Source organism: Streptomyces sp. NPDC096339, from assembly GCF_044762985.1.
In the GTDB taxonomy this organism is placed as follows: Bacteria; Actinomycetota; Actinomycetes; order Streptomycetales; family Streptomycetaceae; genus Streptomyces.
Map to the genome: position 1 here is coordinate 229,917 of NZ_JBIWFI010000006.1, position 21,417 is coordinate 251,333.

The window sequence follows — 21,417 nt, forward strand, 5'->3', positions numbered from 1 at the left end:
AAAAGGCTTAAAGGTCGGCGCCGAACTCGGCTTCGAGTTCCTCGATCTCGTCTTGGTTCAGGTCGAGGAGGTCGAAATCGGACGCGGTGTGTCCTCCGGCGGATGAATCGCCCACCAGGCGGGCCAGGGCGGACAACGCGTCCGACCACAGCCGACCGAACCGTTCGATCTCGGCCTCCGGGAAGAGACCGGCCGGCCACCTCACCGTGAGCGTCAGTTCCGGGCCGTCCGGCATGTCCCGGATGGCCGCCTCGGCTTCCAGCGCGTGCGACGGCCTCATGTCCGGGTCCGATGCGCCGATGCCTCCGGAGCGCTGCCACTCCCGCACGTCGCCCGCGGCGGACCGGCCCAGGTAGGTGAACCCGATGCGGGGCGACGGCGAGGCCTCCAACACCGGTCCCGTTTCGCCGTTCAGATAACGCAGCAGTCCGTAGCCGAGCCCGTCGCCGGGCACCGCCCGCGACTGCTCCTTCACCGCCTTCAGCAACGCCCCGGACGCCGGATCGATCCCGCCCACGTCCAGCCGCACCGGATGCACGCTCGTGAACCGGCCCACCGTCCGGACCGGATCCATCCCCCCGACCGGCCGGCGGCCGTGACCCTCCACGTCCACCAGCACCACGTGGCCTCCGCGCCAACGCGCCACCGCGCCCGCCAGGCCTGCCAGCAGCACCTCGTGGACTCCGCAGTGGAAGGCCGCGGTGACCTGCTCCGCGAGCGCGCCCGTGCGGTCCTTGGGCAAGGTCCACGATCGGCGTCCCGCGGCCGAGCCGGTGTCGGGCTCGCCCAGCCGCGGCTCCTCTCCTTCGAGGAGCGCCGTCCACGCGGTCAGCTCCGCGACGCGTTCCGTGGAGGTCGCCTGCTCCGCCAACGCGGCCGCCCATCGCCGGAACGAGACGTCCACGGGGTCGAGGGACGGCTCCCTGCCCGCGGTGACGGCCTCACAGGCAGCCTGCAGGTCCCGGAGCAGGATCTGCCACGACATCGCGTCGACCACCAGGGGATGCGCCACCAGCACGAGCCGCCCGACACGACCGGGTCCCGCGTCCACCCACACCGCACGGGCCATCACGCCCGCGGCAGGATCCAGCCGCGCGGCCGCCTCCCGGGCACACCGCTCCGCGACGTCACCGAGGTCACCGGCGTTCGCCTCGACCCGCTCGATCAGGTGCGCGGCGTCCACCGCGCCCCTGCCGGACACGACCACCCGGGGCTGCCCGGCCTCGACGATCCGGCTCCGTAGCATGTCGTGCGCGTCGATCACCACGCTCAGCCCGGCCGCCAGCGCGTCCACCGACAGGTCGCCGGGCGCGCCGACGGTCGCCCACTGCGCGGATCCCGTCCCCCATGTCGTCATCGTCGGCGTCCAGGCCACGTCTCCCGCGCCCTCGGCCGGATCGGGCGGCCCGGCCGGCCCGCCGTCCAGGTCGAGGATCCCGGCGATTGCCGCCGGGGTTGCGTGCTCGAACACCTCGCGGGCGCCGAAGGCCATTCCGGCGCGGCGGGCCCGCGCCGCCAGCTGCATCGAGGTGATGGAGTCTCCGCCCAGCTCGAAGAAGCTGTCATCCGCGCCGACCCGTTCCAGGCCGAGAACCTCGGCGAACAGCGCGCACAGCGCCCGTTCGGCGTCGGTGGCCGGTTCCCGGTCGGTGACGCGTCCGCTGAAGTCGGGGTCCGGCAGCGCCGCCCGGTCCACCTTGCCGTTGGCCGTCACGGGCAGTGCGTCCAGGACCGTCACCGCCGCCGGCACCATGTAGCTCGGCAGCGCCCTGGCGACGTCCTCGCGCAGCCGTTCCGGGTCGATGTCGCCGCCGGACACGACGTAGCCGATCAGGCGTCCTTCACGTGCGACCACCACGGCCTGTTCGACGCCCGGCCGCGCGGCCAGCGCCGCCTCGACCTCGCCCGGCTCCACGCGGTAGCCGCGGATCTTCACCTGGTCGTCGGCCCGACCGGCGAACACCAGCTCGCCCTCGTCCGTCCAGTACGCGATGTCGCCCGTCCGGTACATGCGCTCACCGGAGGCGAACGGGTCCGCGACGAATCGTTCCGCCGTCAACCCGGGACGGTCCAGATAGCCGTGCGCCACCCCTGCGCCCGCGATGTGGAGATCGCCCGCGACGCCCGGCGGCAACGGGCGCAGGAAGGCATCCAGCACGTACAGGCGGCGGCCCGGCAGTGGGCGGCCGATCGGCAGGACCGACCCCAGCCGATCGCCGGGCTCGATCGCCTTCCCCGTCGCGCACAGGGTGGTCTCCGTCGGACCGTACGTGTGCCAGACGACCAGCTCGGGGCAGGCCCGCCGGACCCGCTCCACCTCGCCGAGCGGCACCACGTCGCCGCCCGCCGAAACGTCGCGCAGCCCCGCGAACGACTCCGGGGACTCCTGCGCCAGCGCCCGGAACTGGCCCGCCGTGAAGTTCACCGAGGTGAGGCCCTGGGCGATGTGACCGGCGAGGCGCTCCGCGTCGACCACCCCCGGCTCGGCGAGCATCACCCGCGCACCCGACACGAGCGGCACCCAGAGGTCGTACAAGGACGCGTCGAAGGTGTGCGGCGCGTGCATCAGCACGGCGTCGCCCGCTCCGACGCCCCACCCCGGGTCTCCCGCCAGGGCCGCGACGCCGCCGTGCGGGACGGCGACGCCCTTCGGTGTCCCGGTCGATCCCGACGTGTACATCACGTACGCCAGATCGTCCGCCCCGATCGGGACCAGCGAGGTCCCACCATCGACGGCGTCGTCCATCATGACGAGTTCGTGGCCCGGGGGCACGGCGGCCGCGGTCCCCGCGGAGCACACCACCGCGGCGACCGTCGCGTCGGACAGCATGAACGCGACCCGGTCCGTCGGGTAGTCCGGATCGACGGGCACGAACGCCGCTCCCGCCTTCCACACGCCGAGCCATGCCGCCGGCACCTCCGGCGAACGCTCCAGCAGGACACCGACGCGGTCGCCTCGGCGCACGCCCCGGTCCGTCAGCACCCGCGCCAGCCGGCCCGACCACGCGTCGAGTTCCGCGAACGACCAGGCCCGTCCCCCGGCCGTCATCGCCGTCGCCTCCGGGGCCTTCTCCACCTGCCGGAGGAAGAGGTCCACCGCCGATGGCGCGCCGATCGGGTCGCCCGTCTCGTTCCACCGCTCGACCACCCGCTCGCGTTCGGCGTCGCTCACCAGGTCCAGGCGGCCCACCGGCGCGCCCGGCTCAGCGATCATCTGTTCCAGCACCCGAACGAGCCCGTGGAGAGCGGCCTCGGCGACGGCGGCGTCGACCATCTCCGGCTGGTACTGCACGTCGGTCTCGATGCTCTCGCCCGGCATGACGCCCAGAGTGATCGCGTAGGGGGACGCCTGGTGGAACTCACGCAGGGTCAGGCCGAGACCGCGCGGGGACTTCGAGCCCGCCCCGGGATCGACGTAGTTCTCGAACACCACGATCGTGTCCAGGCCCGCCCCTCCGAGCTTCTGGATCTCCGGGAGCCCGAGATGGTGGTGCGCGATCAGCGCGGACTGCCGCTCTTGCAGCTCCGTCAGCGTCTCCACGACCGTTTTCCCGCCGTCCAACCGGACGCGCACCGGCACGGTGTTGATGAGCAGCCCCACCATGCCCTCCACGCCCGGCAGGTCCGCCGGGCGCCCGGAGACCGCCGCGCCGAACATCACGTCCCGGCGGCGCGCCAGTCGGGCCAGCACCAGCGCCCACGCGCCCTGCACCACCGTGTTCAGCGTCAGCCCGTGGTTGCGGGCGAACTCCACCAGGGCGGACGTGAAGGCCGGTGAATGGCGGATCACCTTGCGGACCGGCAGTTCCGGAGCCCGGCCGGGCCTTTCGGGGATGTTCAGCGCCGATCCGTCGGCGCCGGTCAGCTCCGCGCGCCAGGCCGCCCGGGCGGCGTCCTTGTCCTGCCGCCCCAGCCATGCCAGATGGTTGCGGTAGGAGACCGCCGACCGCAGACCCGACGCGACGCCGCCGGCCGCGTAGATGTCGAGGAGTTCGGACTCGAGGATCGCCCGGGACCACCCGTCCATGAGCAGGTGGTGGCTCGTCGTCACGAGGCAGTGCCGCTCCGGACCGAGCCGGATCAGCGTCAGCCGCAGCAGCGGGGGCCCGGCCAGATCGAACCTCCTGGCGCGCTCCTTCTCCGCGATCGCGGTCACCTCGGCCATCGCGTCCTCTTCGGGCAGGCCGGACACGTCGCGTTCGCTCCAGGGGAGTTTCACCTCCCGGGGAATCAACTGGACCGTCTCGCCGGACTTCCGCCGGTGGAAGGACGCCCGAAGCGCCGGGTGCCGGTCGAGGAGGGCCTGCCAAGACGTCCGGAGCCGCTCCGTGTCCAGGGGCCCGTCGATGATCTGGGTTTGCTGGATGACGTAGATGTCGGGGGCCTCGTCGTCGAAGGACGAGTGGTAGAACATCCCCTCCTGCATCGGTGACAGCGGCCAGATCTCGGCGAGCGCCGATCCGGGGGACGTGGTCGAGCTGGTCACGATTTCTCGCCTCCGCCGAAGTGCGCTGCTATTGCTTCGAAACCCTCGATCTCGTCCTGATCGAGGTCGAGAAGGTCGAAGTCGGACGCGGTGTGTCCGCCGGCGGAGGAATCGTCCGCCAGGCGGGCCAGGCCGGACAGCGTGTCCCGCCACATCCGACCGAACCGTTCGATCTCGGCCTCTTCGAAGAGGCCGGTCTGCCAACTCGCCACGAGCGTCAGTTCCGGGCCCGCCGGCATGTCCCGGACGACCGCGTCGACTTGCAGCGCGTGCGGCGGTGCCATGGCCGGGTCCAGGGAACCGCCGATGTCACCGACCTGCTGCCATTCCGCCACGTCGGTCTGCTCACCCGTGGGGAACCGGCCCATGTAGTTGAATCCGATCCGGGGTGAGGGCATGGCCTCCAGCACCGGTCGCGTCTCGGCGTTCAGATGACGCAGCAGCCCGTGGCCGAGGCCGTCCGCGGGCACTGCCCGCGACTGCTCCTTCACCGCTTTCAGCAGGTCCCCGGACGCCAGGTCGATGCCCGACAGGTCGAGTCGCACCGGATGCACGCTGGTGAACCAACCCACCGTCCGGGACAGATCCAGCCCGCCGACCGCATGACGGCCGTGACTCTCCACGTCCACCAGCACCGCGTGATCGCCGGACCAGCGCGCCACCGCCCCCGCCAAACCCGAGAGCAGCACCTCGTGGACCCCGCAGAAGAACAGCGCCGGAACCCGTCCCAGCAGCGCCGACGCCTCGGCTCCCGAGATCGCCCACGACCGGGAGTCCACGCTCCCCGTGCCCGGCTCCCGCCCGCCGATCGGCCGGGCCTCCCGGCCCAGGATCGCCTGCCACGCCGACAGTTCGCCGACCCGTTCCGTGGAGGCCGCCCATTCCTCCAGCAGGCTCGCCCACCGTCGGAACGACACCGCCGCCGGCTCCAGCGCAGGGGTCCGTCCCGCCTCGGCCGCCTCGTACGCCGCCCGCAGATCCGGAACCAGGATCCGCCAGGACACGCCGTCGACGGCCAGATGGTGCACCGCCATCACCAATCGGCCCACCCGTCCCGGCCCGGCGTCCACCCACACGACCTGCACCATGACGCCCGACTCCGGGGCCAGCCGTCCCACCGCGTCCCGCACCGCGCCTTCCACGGCCTCGTCCGACGAGCCTCCGTCAAGCCCCACCCTGCGGACCTGACCGGCCGTGTCCACCGAGCCGCGTTCACCCACGATCAGGCGTCCCCGCTCCACGCGTGCTCGCAACATGTCGTGCGTATCCACGACGGCGGCCAGCGCGGCGGCCAGGTTCCCCTCGCCCAGGTCCGCGGGCGCGCCCACCACCACCCACTGCGCGAATCCCGCACCGGTGATCCCGTCTCCCAGCGTTCTCATCACCGGCGTCCACGGCACCTCGCCCGTACCGTCGGCCGTCGCGGGCCGGAGGCGTTCCGGCAGAGGCGATTGGGCCGCCAGCCTCGCGAGGCTCTCCGGCGTCCTCAGCTCGAAGACGTCCTGCGCGGCGAGGGCCAGTCCTTCACGCCGCGCCCGCGCCACCAGTTGCATCGAGGTGATCGAGTCTCCGCCCCGCTCGAAGAAGCCGTCGTCCACGCTGACCCGCTCCAGGCCGAGCACCTCGGCGAACAGCCGGCACAGCACCCGTTCGAGCTCCGTGACCGGCTCTCGACCGACGGTCCCGGCAGTGGCATCCGGATTGGGCAGAGCGCGGCGGTCGATCTTCCCGTTCGGGGTGGTCGGCAGCGCTTCCAGCACCACCACGGCGGGCACCATGTGCTGGGGCAGCCGGGAGGCGAGGTACTCCCGCACCGCGTGCGGATCGACCTCTGCCGGCGACACATAGGCCAGCAGCCGGTCGTCCCGGACGGCGACAGCCGCTTGGGCGACCTCCGGGTGCCCGGACAGTACGGACTCGATCTCGCCGGGCTCGATCCGGAACCCACGGAGCTTCACCTGGTCATCGGCCCGGCCGGCGAACACCAGCTCACCGCGGCTCGTCAGACAGGCCAGGTCTCCCGTCCTGTACATCCGCTCGCCGGAGGCGAACGGATCGGCGACGAACCGCTCCGCCGTCAGCGCCGCACGGCCCAGGTAGCCACGGGCCAACCCGATCCCCGTCACGTACAGCTCGCCGACGATGTCCGGCGGCAACGGCCGAAGGAACGCGTCCAGCAGGTAGCAGCGGCTTCCCCCGATCGGTTCCCCGATCGGGACCACGTCCCGGCCCGCCGTCAACGGCGTGCTCATCGCGGCGCACACCGTGGCCTCGGTCGGCCCGTAGGCGTTGATCAGCCGCCGTCCCTCCGACCAGCGATCCGCGAGGCCCGGCGGGCATGCCTCCCCCGCCACCACCACCGTCTCCAGCCTCGCCGGCAGCACGTCGGCCGTGGCGAGCACCGACGGCGGGACCGTCACGTGGGTGACGTCCCACCGCTCCAGTGCCTCGGCCAGCGACACCCGCGGCGGCATGTCCCGCTCCGGCGCCATCACCAGCGTCGCCCCCGAGAGCAACGCCATCAGCACCTCCGAGATCGCGGCGTCGAAGCCCAGCGCCGCGAACTGCAGGACCCGTGACGACGGCGACACGGCGAACCGGTCGATCTGCGCCGCCGCCAGATTCCCCAGGCCCGCATGGGTGACGACGACCCCCTTGGGAGTGCCCGTCGAGCCCGACGTGTAGATCACATACGCCGCGTCGTCCGGCCCGACCGGCGGCGACACCGCATCCGGACCCGCCGAAAGATCCACTTCGTCGATCGCCACCGACCGGTCGGCGAACTCCTCGGGCACCGCGTCCCGGGTCTTCCCGTCGCACACCACCAGCACGGGATCCGCGTCTCCCAGGAGCAGTCTCACGCGCTCGGCCGGATACGCGGGATCCACCGGAACGAACGCGCCGCCGGCCAGCGACACCCCCAGCATCCCGACCACCCACCGCACCGACCGCCGCACGACGAGGCCCACCCGGGACTCCGGTCCGACCCCACGGGCCCTCAGCACGGCGGCGAGCGCCAACGCCTGTTCCCAGAGCCCCTCGAAGGTGAGCTCGCCGTCGCCGTCCACCACCGCCGGCTCGTGCGGCCGCTCCCGCACGACCCGCGCGACCAGCACCGGCAAGGACTCCCCCACCGCCGGCGCCGTATCCGAGCCGCTCGCCCGGCCCCCGGCCAGACCGGCCCGCCCCACCAACGCGGAAGGGTCGGCGGCCACCGCGCCGAGGGCGCCGACGAACCACCCCAGCACGGACTCGGCGACGGTTTCCTCGATCTGCCCGTGCCGGTAGGCGAGCTGGATCCTGAAACGGTCCCCCGGGATGATGCCGAGGGTCAGTGGGTAGTGCGTCCCCTCGACCGTGCCCAGATAGGTGAACAGGTCGGCGAAGTCCCGCGGATAGTTCTCGAACACCAGCAGCGTGTCGAACTTCGCGCCCGGCCCGGCCGCCTTCTGGATCTCCGGCAGTCCCAGATGCTGATGCGGGATCAGGGCCGCCTGCCGCCGCTGCAGACCGGTGAGCAGGTCGGCGACCGTCTGCCCGCCGTCCAGCGACACCCGGACCGGCACGGTGTTCATCATGAGCCCGGATATCGACTCCACTCCCGGGAGCTCTGCGGGACGGCAGGCGACCGTGGTGCCGAACACCACCTCGGTGCGCCGCTCGAGGCGGGCGAGCACCAGCGCCCACGCGCCCTGCACCACCGTGTTCAGCGTCAGCCCGTGGTCGCGGGCCACCTCCTTCAGCCTGGTGTGGAGCTCCGGCGTGAGGTGGGCGATGCGGTACTCGTATCCCGTCCCGGCGGCCGTCTTGGCGATCGACGCGTACTCGTCGAGACCGGACAACTCCGCCTGCCAGGCCTCGCGGGCCGCGTCCTTGTCCTGCCGGTCCAGCCAGGCCAGGTAGTCCCGGTACGACGCCGCGCCGATCCGCTCCGGGAGCCGGCCGCCGGCCGCATACGCCTCGGCCACCTCGTTGAGCATGACCGCCACCGACCAGCCGTCGGTCAGGATGTGGTGGTGGACGACCACCAGGCGGTACCGGTCCTCGCCGAACCTGGCCAACACCAAGCGGAACAGCGGGCCCGCGGCCAGGTCGAACCGCTGTTCCTGTTCCCGCCGGGCGAGGGCCTCGACGGCCGCGTCGGCGTCGCTCACGCCCGTGAGGTCGACCTCCCGCCAGGGCAGGACGACGTGTCCGGCGACGGCCTGGAGGGTCTTCCCCGACGCGAGCCGGACGAAGCTCACCCGGAACTCGGCGCGCCGCGCGAAGACCGCTTCCCACGCGGCACGGAGCCGGTCCACGTCCAGCGGCCCGTTCAGCTCCAGGATCCACTGCGCCTGGTAGATGTCGAGGCCCTCTTCTTCGAGGGTCGACTGGAAGAGCAGCCCCTCCTGGAGCGGGGCGAGCGGCCAGACCTCCTCCGCGCCCGGTACGGCGATCGCCAGCTCGGCCTCCTCCTCCGCGGTGAGGGCGATCAGGGGACGGACGTCGGTGGCGTCGGCGCGTGCGGGACGCGCCACGGCCGCCAACCGTGCGGGGGTCCTCTCCTCGAAGATCTGGGAGGGCGTCACCAGCAGACCGGCCTTGGCCGCGCGCGCCGCCAGCCGCATCGCGACGATCGAGTCGCCGCCCAGGGCCAGGATGCTTTCGTCGACACCGACCCGGTCCAGGCCCAACAGCTCGGCGAACAGCCCGCTCAGGACGCGCTCCGCCTCGGTGGCGGGTTCGCGACCCGCGGCGTTCGCCCCGAAGACGGGCGCGGGCAGCGCCGCCCGGTCCACCTTGCCGTTGCCGGTCAGCGGAAGCCCGTCCAGCGTGATCACGACAGCCGGGACCATGTACTCCGGCAGCGTCGCCCCGAGACGCTCACGCAGGACGTCGGGATCCGCGTCCGTCACCGCGTAGCCGATCAGGCGTCCGTCGATCGCCACCACGACGGCCTCGTGGACATCGGGCCGGGCGGTCAGCGCGGCCTCGATCTCACCCGGCTCGATCCGGAACCCGCGGATCTTCACCTGGTCGTCCGCCCTGCCCGCGAACAGCAGCTCGCCGTCGGCGGTCCACTGGGCGAGATCCCCTGTCCGGTACATCCGGCCGCCGGGTACGGACGGATCCGCCACGAACCGCTCCGCCGTCAGCGCCGCCCGGTCCAAGTAGCCGTCCGCGAGGCCGGCGCCGGAAAGGTAGAGGTCGCCGACCGTGCCCGGCGGCAGGGGTTGCAGCGCCGCGTCGAGCACCTGAGCCCTGCGGCCCGGAAGCGGACGGCCGATCGGCAGCACGGAACCCAGCGCGTCGCCCGGCTGGAGCAGGTGCCAGGTCGCGCACAGCGTCGTCTCCGTCGGCCCGTACAGGTGCCGGATCCGTGCTCGGGGGATCGCCCTTCGCACTTTCTCCACCGCGTGTGCGGGCACCACGTCGCCGCCCGTCAGCACCTCGTGGAGGCCGGCGAAGGATTCCGGCGACTCCTCCGCCAGCGCCCGGAAGCTCCCGGCGGTCAGGTGCACCTTCGTCACTCCGGCCGCGACCGCCTCCCGCAGGCGCCGGGCGTCCACCGCGCCCGGCTCGGCGATCACCACGCGGGCACCCGAGAGGAGCGGTACCCAGATCTCGAAGAGCGAGGCGTCGAAGGCGTACGGCGCGTGCATGAGGATCGCGTCACCGGGCTCCACCATCCAGCCGGGGTGCCCCGCCAGCTCCGCGACGCTCCGGTGCGGGACGGCCACTCCCTTCGGGATCCCCGTCGACCCGGAGGTGTACATCACGTACGCCAGGTCCCCCGGAGACACCGGGACCGACCACGCTTCGCCCGGACCCTCGTCCGTGACGACGATCGACTCGACCCCCTCCGGCACGCCGTCGCCCGTCGCGGCCGAGCACGCCATCAAGGACGCCCCCGAGTCCGCGACCATGAACGCCACCCGCCGCGCGGGATGGGCGGCGTCCACGGGCACGTACGCCGCTCCCGCCTTCCACACGGCGAGCAGCGTCACCACCAGGTCCGCCGAGCGTTCCATCAGGACCGCCACGCGGTCGCCGCGGCGGACGCCCCGACCGATCAACCGCCCGGCCAGCCGTCCCGCGAGCTCGTCCAGCCGCCGGTAGGTCAGAACCCGATCCCCATCGACCACGGCCACCGCGTCGGGCGTCCGCTCCACATGACGGGCGAACAGTTCCGGCACCGTCGACATGGCCAGCGCTGCGGAGTTCATCGTCCCCCTTCAGGAACCACCTGGTGGACCAAGCCGGCCCCGTTGCGTTCGGGCGCGGCCACGCCGCCGCCCGAATTGGCGAACTGCGTGTGATAGAGCTCCGCGTAGAGTCCGGCCTCGGCCAGCAGCTCCTCGTGCGTCCCGCGCTCCCGGACTCCTCCGTCGTCGATCACGACGATCTGGTCGGCCTCGCGGATCGTGGACAACCGGTGGGCGATCACCAGGGAAGTGCGGCCGCGCAGCGCGGTCTTGAGGGCCCGCTGGACGGCGGCCTCCGACTCGGAGTCCAGGTGAGCGGTGGCCTCGTCGAGCACGACGACCCAGGGCTCCTTCAACAGCAGCCTGGCGATGGCCAGTCGCTGCTTCTCGCCGCCCGACAGCCGGAAGCCGCGATCTCCCACGACGGTGTCGAGCCCCCTCGGGAGGGATTCGATCATGTCCCAGATCTGGGCCCCCTTGCACGCCTCGATCAGCTCGTCCTCGGTGGCGGCCGGACGGGCGAAGCGAAGGTTCTCCCGAATCGTGTCGTGAAAGAGGTAGGTGTCCTGGCTGACCACGCCCACCGTCTCGCGGAGCGAGTCGAAGGAGAGGTCCCGAAGGTCGTGTCCGCCGACACGGACGGTGCCGGAGGTCGGGTCGTACAGCCGGGACACCAGGTGGGTGAGAGTACTCTTCCCCGCGCCGGACGGGCCGACGAGTGCGGTGAGGGTTCCGGCGGGTGCGTGCAGGCTCACGTGGCGCAGGACCTCCTGCGGAATCTCCTCTCCCTCCCGTGCGCCGCGCACGTTCTGCTCCAGCGACGGCAGCGAGACCTCGTCCGCGCTCGGATAGCGGAACGAGACGTCCTCGAACTCGATCTCCGGGGCCGTGCTCGTGGTGAGCGGGACGGCGTCGGCGCGTTCCTCGATCAGCGGCTTCAGGTCGAGGACCTCGAAGATCCGGTCGAAGCTCACGAGGACGGTCAGTGCGTTCGACTGCATCCCGGACAGCTGGGTGATCGGTCCGAACAGCCGCCCGAGCAGGGTGGCGAGGGCGATCAGCGTGCCGAACTGGATGGTCCCGGCGAGCACGAGGCCGCCGCCGACCCCGTAGGTGAGCGCCGTGGCGAGCGAGGCCATCAGCGCCATGATGATGAAGGCCATCCGGCTGTAGACGACGACGCCCACGCCGATCCCGCGGAGCCTTTCCGCCCGTGCCTCGTACCCGGCCATCTCCTCCTTCGGACGGCCGTAGAGCTTGGAGAGCATCGCCCCCTGCACGTTGAACCGCTCCTGGAGGACGCCGGCCAGGCCGGCGGTCTCCTCCATCATCCGCCGGGTGTACCGCTGTATCAATCGCCCCACGTACACCCAGGGAACGAGGAACAGCGGGACCAGCACCAGCGTGATGACGGCGACGAGCCACGACAGGTAGAACAACTCGGCCATCACCAGGACGACCGCGACCGCGCTGGTCACCGCCATCAGCAACTGGCTGAACGCCTGCTGCGTCAGGATCAGCTCCGCGTGGAGCCGTCCGACCAACACCCCGGTCTGGGTGCGGGTGAAGAACGCGACCGGCAGCCGCTGGACGTGACCGATGGACTGGGTCCGGAGGTCGTAGCAGACCCCCTGCCCGATCCAGCCGGCGATGTAGGCGAGTGCCAGCTCCAGCAACGCGCCGAGGACGGCGAGCCCGGCGATGATCCAGGCCAGCATCGTGACGGTTCCGAAGTCGTCCTTGAGGATCCCGTCGTCGACGATCTGCTTGAGCAGCAGCGGAGTCGCCACCACGATGAGCGACTCCAGGACAGCGACGACGACGAAGAGCGCGGCCTTCCCGGTGTGCGGGCGAAGGTAGCCGAGCACTCTGCGTGACGTTCCAGGGCGGATCCTGGATGGCTCGGGATCAGCTCCGCCGGGCCTTATCGCACCCCCGATGGACGGCATCATCACCACGCGAACACCCCCCTCTCACACGACACCGAAATCAGCGGGTACATCGTGCTGATCAAGTCTCGATGTCCACAAGCGGGGTCCAAGCGAGGAATTCCGACACTTGGACACGGCCCGGGTACGACGGGGACGATCCCGGGGCCGCCGAGAGAAACGTCCGAGCGATGTCTCTCGAATAATTCCCGGAACCGGAGTGGACGGCCGTTGTCACCGCCCGCCGGCATTTCGCACATTCAGGGGAAGTCGATGCCGCCGGGACGTACGCGTTTTTCGATACGCTGACGACAGGTACCTGCTCGTACCATTGGCACATGCGTGTCTTGATCGTCGAGGACGAGCTGTACATGGCAGAGGCAATCCGCGACGGGCTGCGCCTGGAAGCGATCGCCGCGGACATCGCCGGTGACGGCGACACCGCCTTGGAGTTGCTGAGCGTCAACGCCTACGACATCGCCATCCTCGACCGCGACGTACCAGGGCCCTCCGGTGACGAGATCGCCGCACGGATCGTCGCGGCGGGATCCGGCATGCCCATCCTCATGCTCACCGCCGCCGACCGGCTCGACGACAAGGCCTCCGGGTTCGAGCTCGGTGCCGACGACTACCTCACCAAGCCGTTCGAGCTGCGTGAACTCGTCCTCAGGCTCAGGGCGCTGGACCGCAGGCGCGCGCACATGAGACCGCCCGTGCGGGAGATCGCGGGCCTGCGGCTGGACCCCTTCCGCCGCGAGGTCTACCGCGACGACCGCTACATCGCGCTCACCCGCAAACAGTTCGCCGTGCTCGAAGTGCTCGTCGCCGCCGAGGGCGGCGTCGTCAGCGCCGAGGAACTGCTGGAGCGGGCCTGGGACGAGAACGCCGACTCGTTCACCAATGCCGTGCGCATCACCGTCTCGGCTCTGCGCAAACGCCTCGGTGAACCTCAGATCATCGCCACCCTGCCCGGCATCGGATACCGGATCACCACTCCGGCGGACGGCAGGCGTGAGGGCGATGCGGGTGCGTAGAACGCCGGGCGTGAGCATCCGCCTCAAGTTCACCCTCAGCTATGCGAGCTTCGTCATGCTCGCGGGCACGCTGATGCTGGGCACGGTCTGGGTGTATCTGCTGCGCGGCCTGCCCGACGCGGCGAGCAGCCCCGCCGGGCTCGTACCCATCCGCACCATCGTGTTGCACGCCTACGCTCCGGCGACGGCCGGAGTGCTGGTGCTCCTGCTGGTGTTCGGCCTGCTGGGAGGGTGGCTGCTCGCCGGCCGCATGCTCGCCCCACTGACCCGCATCACCGACGCCACCCGCATGGCCGCGAGCGGGTCGCTCTCCCACCGGATCGAACTGGAAGGCCGCAAGGACGAGTTCCGCGAGCTGGCCGACGCCTTCGACACCATGCTCGCGCGCCTCGAAGCGCACGTCACCGAGCAGCGGAGGTTCGCGGCCAACGCCTCCCACGAGCTGCGCACCCCGCTGGCGATCACGAAGGCCCTTCTCGAAGTGGCGCTCAACGACCCGGCGCGAGACTCGGGCAAGCTGATCGGGCGCCTCCACGATGTCAACGCCAGGGCGATCGACCTCACCGAGGCGTTGCTCCTGCTCAGCCGTGCCGATCAGCGATCCTTCGCCCGGGAGCCGGTCGACCTGTCCCTCAACGTCGAGGAGGCCGTCGAGATGCTGCTTCCCTCGGCGGAGAAGCACGGCGTCGCCATCGAGGCCTCGGGCGACATCACCCCGACCATCGGCTCGCGCGCGCTCCTGCTGCAGATGACGGTCAATCTCATCCACAACGCGATCGTCCACAACCTGCCCGGTGCGGGCATCGTGTGGGTGACGACCGGCATCCATTCCGGAAGCGTGACGCTCACCGTCGAGAACACCGGCGAGATCCTCCCGGCACAGTTGGTCTCGACCCTCACCGAGCCCTTCCAGCGCGGCACCGAACGCATCCGCCACGACCACGCGGGCGTCGGCCTGGGCCTGGCCATCGTCAAGAGCATCACCGAAGCGCACGACGGAACCCTCACCGTCGCCCCGCGCCCCGGGGGCGGCCTCCATGTCACGGTGCGGCTGCCGGCCGCCCCTCCGCCGGCCCGGAACCGGCGTCCGACCTCACGTGTCCAGCCGTGAAGCGGAACTGATGGTCACCTGGCGGCTTCGTACTTCTTCATGTCCTCGACGAGGCTCTTCGGACGCATGTCGGTCCAGTTCTCCTCGATGTAGTCGGCGCAGGCCTTGCGGCTTTCCTCGCCGAACACGACCTTCCACCCCGCAGGAACGTCGGCGAAGGCCGGCCAGAGCGAATGCTGGTTCTCTTCGTTCACGAGTACCAGGAAGGACCCGTTTTCGTCATCGAAAGGGTTAGCCATGACCACTCCCATCAGTTGAACGACGACAATCCGGTGGACACGTTAACCAGGGATTCCAGGAGCGACAAGGCCGATCCGATCAGACACCGTTCGGCGATGTTCTCCGACAGTTGGACGGAGTATTTCGGTACGGATTTCCCGGCTCGGCGAAGAAGTCGACGATCGCGGAGTTCACCGCCTCGGGCCTCTCCAGGTATCCGTAGTGACCGCATCCCGGGATCTCGGTGTAGACACTGCCCGGGATGCTGTCGGCAACCTCGCGCGCGAGGTGCGGCCGGACGACCAGGTCGTCCGCGAATCCGATGACCAGGCAGGGGCAGCCGATGTTCCGGTACGTCGGGAGGAGGTTCGGAATCAGCTGTAGGCCCAGCTGTGCGCGGACGGCGGGAAGGTCCGGCATCGACATCCGGAAGATGTCGAGCCAGTCCCGCAGCCTCTCCTCGTCGTTGAGGGTGCGCGGGGACAGGTTCTGGATGGCGTGCACGTAGGCCGCGTATCGGGGCCGTGGCTTCACTCCGCTGTCGTGGATGTCGAGCTCGGCGGCCGACATCGCGGTGACCAGCGCGTCCGCCCGTCCGCAGGTGGCCATGAGGACCGCCTGCCGGACGAGTTCGGGCCGGGTGACGAGCAGCTCCTGGACGACGATCGCGCCCAGGGAGAAGCCCACGACGCGGCACGGACCCGTTCCGAGGTGCTCGATGAGACCGGCCACGTCGGCCGCCATGTCGGCCAGGGTGAAACCTTCCGGGCACAGGTCGGTCGGCGGGATGCCCCGGTTGTCGAGCGTGATCACCCGGTGCCCCGCCGCCTTCAGCGCGGGCACCTGATGGGTGCGCCAGACCCGGCCCGGTGCCCCGGTGCCGGTAACCATGATCACCGGCTCGCCGGCGCCGTGGTCCTCGTAACTCAGATTGATCCCGTTGATCCGAACGACCGGCATGGAGTCATCCCTTCGTCTGCCGGAGAACGTGACGGTCAGGCCTTGCTCGTCGATGGCGGTCGCCATCTCCGCGGCCCGGCTCCACGGGGCCGCCGGCAGGGCGCGAGGTCGGACGGCGAAAGGGACCGGGCCCGCCGGCGTGCGGGGGATTCAGCCGGCGGGCCCGGTGCTCAGTGGCCCGACCACACGGGGTCGCGCTTCTCCGCGAACGCCTTGGCCCCTTCGGCCGCGTCAGCGCTGCGTCTGCGGCGTTCCTCCCAGACGTACTCGGCTGTGAACGCCTGCTCCAGAGGCATGTCCACGGACTTGAGAGCGGCTTCCTTGATGGCCCGGACCGACAGCGGGGCGCTGCCGACGAGGTCGCTCGTCCATTGCTCGACGCATGCGTCGAGCTGTTCGACCCCGACGACCTCGTTGACCAGCCCGTGCTGCAGGGCCGTCCCGGCGCTCAGCCGCCGGCCGGTCAGCAGATACCCCATGGCGATCTTCTGGGGCAGCTGCCTGGCCAGCCGGAACGCACCGCCCGCCCCCGGTACGAGACCGAGCCGCACCTCCGGCAGGCCGAAGACCGCCTGGTGCGAGGCGATGACGATGTCGCAGGCCAGGGCGAGCTCGAAGCCGCCGCCCAGCGCATACCCGTGGACGCGCGCGACCACGGGTTTGGACAGGGTGAACCGGTCGGTGAGCCGCGGCCAGCCAGGCTGTCCCCGGCTGCCGAAGGTCGTCGGGGGCGCACCCCGCTCGCCGAGGCGGGCCCGCTCCTTCAGATCCTGCCCGACGGAGAAGGCACGGTCGCCCGCTCCGGTCAGCACCGCGACCCTCACCTCGTCGTCGGCCTCGACGTCGTCCCAGATCTCACCGAGTTCCTCGTGCATGCGCAGGTCCATCGCGTTGAGCACATCGGGACGGTCGAGGGTGACGTGGGCGACGTGGTCCTTCTTCTCGTAGCGCACCCGTGTACGGTCGCCGGTCATACGGGCCTCGCCCCGAACCGGCCGACCTTGTCGATCACGTCCTCGCCGTAGAGCCGCAGGGCCTGCTGGAGCGCGAACTCCGCCATGTAGGCGCGGAACTCGTCCACCGGCTCCTCGGCGAGGTTCAGCATCCGGCGGTTGGCCGACACCGCGTCACCGTCGAGTCGTGTCAGGGCCCGCTCGACGGCCGCGTCCAGTTCGTGCGGCTCCACGATCTCGTCGGCCAGCAGCCGGGCGTCTGGCTCGGTCGCCCAGATCCTGCGGCCGCCGAGGATGACCTGACGGGCCAGACGCGGTCCGGCGTACCGGCTGAACCGGAAATTGGCGACCCCGGGGATGATGCCCTCCTTCGCCGCGGGCAGGCTGAAGTAGGCGTCGGACGCGGCGAGGACGTGGTCGAACACGAGCAGCAGCTGGGTTCCGCCGCCGATGGCGAAGCCGTCCACGGCGGCGGCCCAGGGCTTCTCGACGTGGGGGGAGTGCCATCGGCCGGGATCGTCGACGAGCACCCCCCGGACGATCTTGTGGATGTAGCCGAGTTCGCGCCGCAGCAGGAAGTCGACCAGCGAGATGTCGCCCGAGCCGAGGTCCTTGAGGTTGATACCCGCGCTGAACACCCGCCTGCCCCGGTACCGGGGGTGGCTCATCTCCCCGCCGCGCAGCAGCCCCACCCGGACGTCCGGGTCGAGCAGGGCGAGGTCGACGGCGGTCTCCATGTCGTCGACCTGCTGGTTGTCCTCGGCGTTGAGGCACTCGTCCCGGCACATCGTCAGCCGCGCGACACCGTCACGGCGTTCCAGCCGCACCGCCTCCATCTCCACGACTCCGGTGCGCCGGAACTCCGGGAGCAACCGCAGCGCACGGGGGGTGGGCCGGAGCATCGCGTCGAGCAGATGCGGGCCCGCCGTGGCGGAGCGCAGGACCGCCCGGAGGAAGATGCCCTGGTCGATCTCGTGCCCTTCCTTGTCGGCCTGCGGCCGGCTCCGCTCGGAGGCGAGCTGCTCGTCCGAGGGGAGCAGTCCGGGAAAGGCCCGTGCCCCGGCCTCGACGAGCTCCGCGAGCCGCAGGCTCACGGAGCGGCCCTCGGTGAGCCGGTCGTACACCTCGTCCACGTACGCGTCCAGGAACCGGGTGCGCAGCGCGCGGGCCGCGTCCTTGGCCGCGGCCGCCTCGGCCCGCTGCTCCGGTGTGCGCGCGCTCGGCCTCGGCAGGGATGCCAGGACCTTCTCGACGTGCCCGGCGGCCTCGGTCAGGCCCGGCCGGAGGGCGGGGGCCTCCTCGTGTCCCGCCGGGGCCTGCGTCAAGACGCCTCCTCTTCGGCGGTTCGCCGCAGCTCACGGTCGCAGGCCGCGAGGTGCTGGCCGAGCGCCTCCTCGAAGCTCGTCGAGACCGCGTCGAACAGGAGCCGGCGCCGGACGGCCAGTTCCTTGCCGGACAGCCCATCGGCGATCTCCGCCGCGGCCGCGGCTGCCCCGGCCGTGTCCTCGGCCAGCTCGTCGACGATTCCCAGGGCCAGCGCCCGGGCCGCGGGGATCGGGGCGCCGAACAGCACTGCCCGGCGGACCCCCGCGGCACCTGCCTGCTGCGCCAGACGGTGAACGGCCATACCGGGCCAGGTGGCTCCGCCCTCGAGCGCGACCACCAGCCGTGTGCCTGGTGTGGCGATACGGAGATCGGCGGCCAGGAACGCGTCGAGGGCCGGTCCGCCGCAGTCGCCGGACGCCGTGGCGACCGTTGCCATGGGCAGCCGCTCCAGACGGCGCAGTACCCGTTCCCACTTGGTGACCAGACCGACCGTCAGACCGCTGGTCCAGTCGGGCTTCGGGGTGCCCGTGACGTGCACGGTCACCACCCCGGATCCGGGCCGGTCCTCGGCCCGGTCGCACACCTCGTCCAGCGCCTTGACGGTCGCCGCCGACAGCGGCTCGGTCCCGTCGATCGTCAGTGTGAGCATGTCTCCGTGTCGCTCCCCCGCGGTCACCACTGGACCAGCGCCGTCTCTATCGTGGAACCCGGTCCCATGGTCATCAGCACTCCGTACTCGCCGGGCCGGGTGGCCCGTTCGTCGAGGAGCCTCTCGTAGGAGAAGAGGAAGGAGCCGCTGGAGACGTTTCCGTAGTCGCGCAGCACGCCGACGGTGTGCCGCAGATCGTGACGGGTCAGCCCGAGGTTGACGGTCACGGCGTCGATCACCTTCTTGCCGCCGGAGTGCACCAGCCAGTGCGCGATGTCGCTCCTGCGCAGTCCCGTCCCCTCCAGCAGCCGGTCGACGACGATCTCGGCGTGCGCGCCGACCACGTACGGGATCTGCGGGTCGAGGAAGAAGCTGAACCGCCCCTGCGTCCTGTCCCAGTCGTAGCGCATGGCGTCGACGGCCTCGGGAATGATGCAGCTCGCGAACTTCAGTATGCGCGGGCCCTCGGACACGGCGGATGCGTCGTCCTCCCCGCCCGCGACGAGGGCGATGGCCCCCGAGCCGTCGCCGAACAGGCTGTTGACGACCGCGGTACGCATCGTCGAGTCCATCGCGTAGGCGGCGGAGCATGCCTCGGCGCACAGCACGACGGCGAGTTCGCCGGGGTGCGCGGCGGCCCAGCCGGCCACTACGTTGAGGGCGTTCAGGCCCGCGTTGCAGCCCATGCCGACGATGTCGGACCGGCTGCAGTGGCGGTCGATGCCCAGTTCGCGGATCATCAGCGCGCTGAGGCCGGGGGTGAGGAACCCGGTGGAGGTGACGCAGCACAGGTGGCGCAGATCGGAGAGCTGGGCGCCGGCCCGCTTCAGGCAGGTCTGCAGGGCCTCGGAACCCATGGCGGCGGCCAGTGCCTTGTGCTTGTCGAGAAGGTCCCCCTGCTGCTCGGGGTGACGGATGCCCTCGTCGTCCTCTTCGGGCAGTGAGAGGTAGCGCCGCTCGATGGCGCTGTTGGAGAAGAGCGAGCGGATCCTCGGATCGGTGATGTCGAACGCGTCGAGGACTTCCTGCTGGGTGTACGACGTCGAGGTCGTGGCCGTGCCCACTCCGACGATCCTCGGAAACGCGGGCGTCCGCCCGCCCGACAAGAGCTCGTTCCCCAGGTTCTCCGGCGTCCGCACCGGGGATTCGATATTGATGGTCATCGGAAAGTCCACCCCCACATGCGCGGCTTGCTCCGCAGTCGTTTCGTGGTCGTGTTGCCTTTCACCGCTCTCACCTTTCTCTCTTAGGACGCCGCACTTTCGGACTCGACGAAACGCGCGAACCGCGCCACGCCCTGCTCGATTTCGGTGGGCGTCAGATAACTGGTGGACAACCGGATGACGTTGTGGCCGCCACCTTCCGGATAGAAGTACGACATCGGTGTCCAGATGACACCGAATTCCTGTGCGGACCTGGTCAGCGCCGCGTTGTCCGCGCGGAAGGGGACGTGCACGGTGAGGAAGAAGCCTCCGGTGGGCTCGTTCCAACGCACACCCAGCTCCGCGCGGCGGCCGGCTGGCAGTTGTGCGTCCAGGTTCCGGAGCGTGGCCTTCAGCGCGTCGCCGTAGTAGGCGGCGGCCCGGGTGTTCAGCTCCGAGATCCTTCCTCGCGAGGCCAGCAGCGCGCCGGCGACGGCGGCCTGACCGAGCGAGGAGGTGTTCACGGTCACCATGCTCTTGATCTTGGCCAGCTCGTCCGCGAGCAGAGTGGTCCGCCCGGAGTCGTCCACCACCCGCTGGTCGGCGACGGCGAAGCCGACCCGGGCGCCGGGGAAGATCGTCTTGGAGAAGGAGCCGAGGTGGACGACCCTGCGCTCACGGTCGAGCGACTTCAGGGTAGGGAGCGGCGAGCCGGGGCTCACCCTGCGATAGGGGCTGTCCTCGACGATCAGGATGTCGTGGCGCGCCGCGAGTTCGAGGAGGTCGGCGCGGGTCTGCCGGTCCATGGTGGTCCCGGACGGGTTGGAGTGGTCGGGGACCACGTAGAAGGCCCGGGGCCGCCTCCCGAGCTCCCGCTCGTCCAGGATCGCCCTCTCGAGATCCGCGCAGGAGAACCCGTCCTCGCGCTCCTCGACCGCCCGCACCCGGATGTCCAGCAGCCGGGCCGCGCCCGTGATCCCCACGTAACAGGGGCTGGCGACCAGGAACACGTCGTCGGGGCCGGCGACGAGCGCGCGCAGCACCAGCAGCATGGCTTCCTGGGCGCCGACGGTCACCACGATCGACTCGGCCGGGACGTCGATGTCCTCGTCGGCCCGGAGCGAGTCGGCGATGATCTCGCGGATCTGACCCGCGGTGGGACCGTACTGGTACATCGCGGTGCGGATGTCCTGCGCCGAGGCGCCCTGCTCGACCAGGTGGTCCAGGTACCGGCGGATCTGGGTGAAGATCTGCTCGCTGTCGAAGAACCCGTCGTAGGGGCGGCCGGGCGCGAAGGAGATCGCGTCCGGATAACGATGGGTGACCTCGTTGAGGAAGTTCATCGTGTCCAGCACCGGATCGGACACGCTGGCGTGCAGATCGGACTTCCGCAGTACGGGACTCTCCATGGCCGAGCCCGA

Annotated in this window: 12 protein-coding genes; 2 read left to right on the plus strand and 10 right to left on the minus strand. The window is 70.9% G+C overall.

Annotated elements, in window-relative coordinates:
- Positions 1 to 7: 7 nt before the first annotated feature.
- Genes ACIQ5Y_RS12355 through ACIQ5Y_RS12365 form a run of 3 tightly spaced genes read right to left on the minus strand, consistent with a single transcriptional unit; the run spans position 8 to position 12,542 of the window.
- Positions 8 to 4,486: an amino acid adenylation domain-containing protein gene (locus ACIQ5Y_RS12355; RefSeq protein ID WP_403878709.1), complete on the minus strand. Its 4,479-nt coding sequence runs from the start codon at positions 4,484 to 4,486 to the stop codon at positions 8 to 10.
- A complete protein-coding gene (locus ACIQ5Y_RS12360) occupies positions 4,483 to 10,695 on the minus strand; it encodes an amino acid adenylation domain-containing protein (protein ID WP_403878712.1) in 6,213 nt (2,070 codons plus the stop codon). Before ACIQ5Y_RS12360 ends, ACIQ5Y_RS12355 begins: the two co-directional genes overlap by 4 nt.
- Complete coding sequence (locus ACIQ5Y_RS12365) at positions 10,692 to 12,542, minus strand: ABC transporter ATP-binding protein (RefSeq protein WP_403878715.1); 1,851 nt, start codon at positions 12,540 to 12,542, stop codon at positions 10,692 to 10,694. The genes ACIQ5Y_RS12360 and ACIQ5Y_RS12365 overlap by 4 nt, the downstream gene beginning before the upstream one ends.
- A gap of 398 nt (positions 12,543 to 12,940) precedes the next feature.
- Here ACIQ5Y_RS12365 and ACIQ5Y_RS12370 point away from each other — a divergent pair, with 398 nt between their 5' ends.
- On the plus strand, positions 12,941 to 13,636 hold the full coding sequence (locus ACIQ5Y_RS12370) for a response regulator transcription factor (protein WP_403878718.1): 696 nt from the start codon (positions 12,941 to 12,943) through the stop codon (positions 13,634 to 13,636).
- Positions 13,629 to 14,747 (plus strand): sensor histidine kinase, encoded by a 1,119-nt coding sequence (locus ACIQ5Y_RS12375; protein WP_403878795.1) that lies wholly within the window; start codon positions 13,629 to 13,631, stop codon positions 14,745 to 14,747. Before ACIQ5Y_RS12370 ends, ACIQ5Y_RS12375 begins: the two co-directional genes overlap by 8 nt.
- Positions 14,748 to 14,761: 14 nt before the next feature.
- Here the strand turns inward: ACIQ5Y_RS12375 and ACIQ5Y_RS12380 are convergent, their stop codons facing one another.
- From ACIQ5Y_RS12380 to ACIQ5Y_RS12410, 7 genes are all read right to left on the minus strand, one after another.
- On the minus strand, positions 14,762 to 14,986 hold the full coding sequence (locus ACIQ5Y_RS12380) for an MbtH family protein (protein WP_403878721.1): 225 nt from the start codon (positions 14,984 to 14,986) through the stop codon (positions 14,762 to 14,764).
- Positions 14,987 to 15,065: 79 nt separating this feature from the next.
- On the minus strand, positions 15,066 to 15,926 hold the full coding sequence (locus ACIQ5Y_RS12385; protein ID WP_403878724.1) for an alpha/beta fold hydrolase: 861 nt from the start codon (positions 15,924 to 15,926) through the stop codon (positions 15,066 to 15,068).
- Between the two features lie 170 nt (positions 15,927 to 16,096).
- Entirely contained in the window at positions 16,097 to 16,900 is an 804-nt protein-coding gene (gene dpgD / locus ACIQ5Y_RS12390; RefSeq protein WP_403878727.1) for an enoyl-CoA-hydratase DpgD, read from the minus strand.
- Complete coding sequence (gene dpgC / locus ACIQ5Y_RS12395) at positions 16,897 to 18,204, minus strand: (3,5-dihydroxyphenyl)acetyl-CoA 1,2-dioxygenase DpgC (protein WP_403878729.1); 1,308 nt, start codon at positions 18,202 to 18,204, stop codon at positions 16,897 to 16,899. Before dpgC ends, dpgD begins: the two co-directional genes overlap by 4 nt.
- Positions 18,201 to 18,854 (minus strand): enoyl-CoA-hydratase DpgB, encoded by a 654-nt coding sequence (gene dpgB, locus ACIQ5Y_RS12400; RefSeq protein ID WP_403878732.1) that lies wholly within the window; start codon positions 18,852 to 18,854, stop codon positions 18,201 to 18,203. Before dpgB ends, dpgC begins: the two co-directional genes overlap by 4 nt.
- Before the next feature lie 23 nt (positions 18,855 to 18,877).
- The gene (gene dpgA, locus ACIQ5Y_RS12405) at positions 18,878 to 20,017 is read right to left on the minus strand and encodes a 3,5-dihydroxyphenylacetyl-CoA synthase DpgA (protein ID WP_403878735.1); all 1,140 of its coding nucleotides are present in this window, start codon (positions 20,015 to 20,017) and stop codon (positions 18,878 to 18,880) included.
- Positions 20,018 to 20,100: 83 nt separating this feature from the next.
- Positions 20,101 to 21,405, minus strand: coding sequence for a PLP-dependent aminotransferase family protein (locus ACIQ5Y_RS12410; RefSeq protein WP_403878797.1), 1,305 nt, complete (start codon positions 21,403 to 21,405; stop codon positions 20,101 to 20,103).
- Positions 21,406 to 21,417: the final 12 nt, after the last annotated feature.

What these genes read in the sequence shown, in the direction of transcription:
- ACIQ5Y_RS12385 (WP_403878724.1), bottom strand. Translation starts at nt 15,926, where the DNA reads ATGCCGGTCGTTCGGATCAACGGGATCAATCTGAGTTACGAGGACCAC.
- ACIQ5Y_RS12410 (WP_403878797.1), bottom strand. Translation starts at nt 21,405, where the DNA reads ATGGAGAGTCCCGTACTGCGGAAGTCCGATCTGCACGCCAGCGTGTCC.
- ACIQ5Y_RS12380 (WP_403878721.1), bottom strand. Translation starts at nt 14,986, where the DNA reads ATGGCTAACCCTTTCGATGACGAAAACGGGTCCTTCCTGGTACTCGTG.
- ACIQ5Y_RS12360 (WP_403878712.1), bottom strand. Translation starts at nt 10,695, where the DNA reads ATGAACTCCGCAGCGCTGGCCATGTCGACGGTGCCGGAACTGTTCGCC.
- dpgB (WP_403878732.1), bottom strand. Translation starts at nt 18,854, where the DNA reads ATGCTCACACTGACGATCGACGGGACCGAGCCGCTGTCGGCGGCGACC.
- dpgA (WP_403878735.1), bottom strand. Translation starts at nt 20,017, where the DNA reads ATGACCATCAATATCGAATCCCCGGTGCGGACGCCGGAGAACCTGGGG.
- dpgD (WP_403878727.1), bottom strand. Translation starts at nt 16,900, where the DNA reads ATGACCGGCGACCGTACACGGGTGCGCTACGAGAAGAAGGACCACGTC.
- ACIQ5Y_RS12370 (WP_403878718.1), top strand. Translation starts at nt 12,941, where the DNA reads ATGCGTGTCTTGATCGTCGAGGACGAGCTGTACATGGCAGAGGCAATC.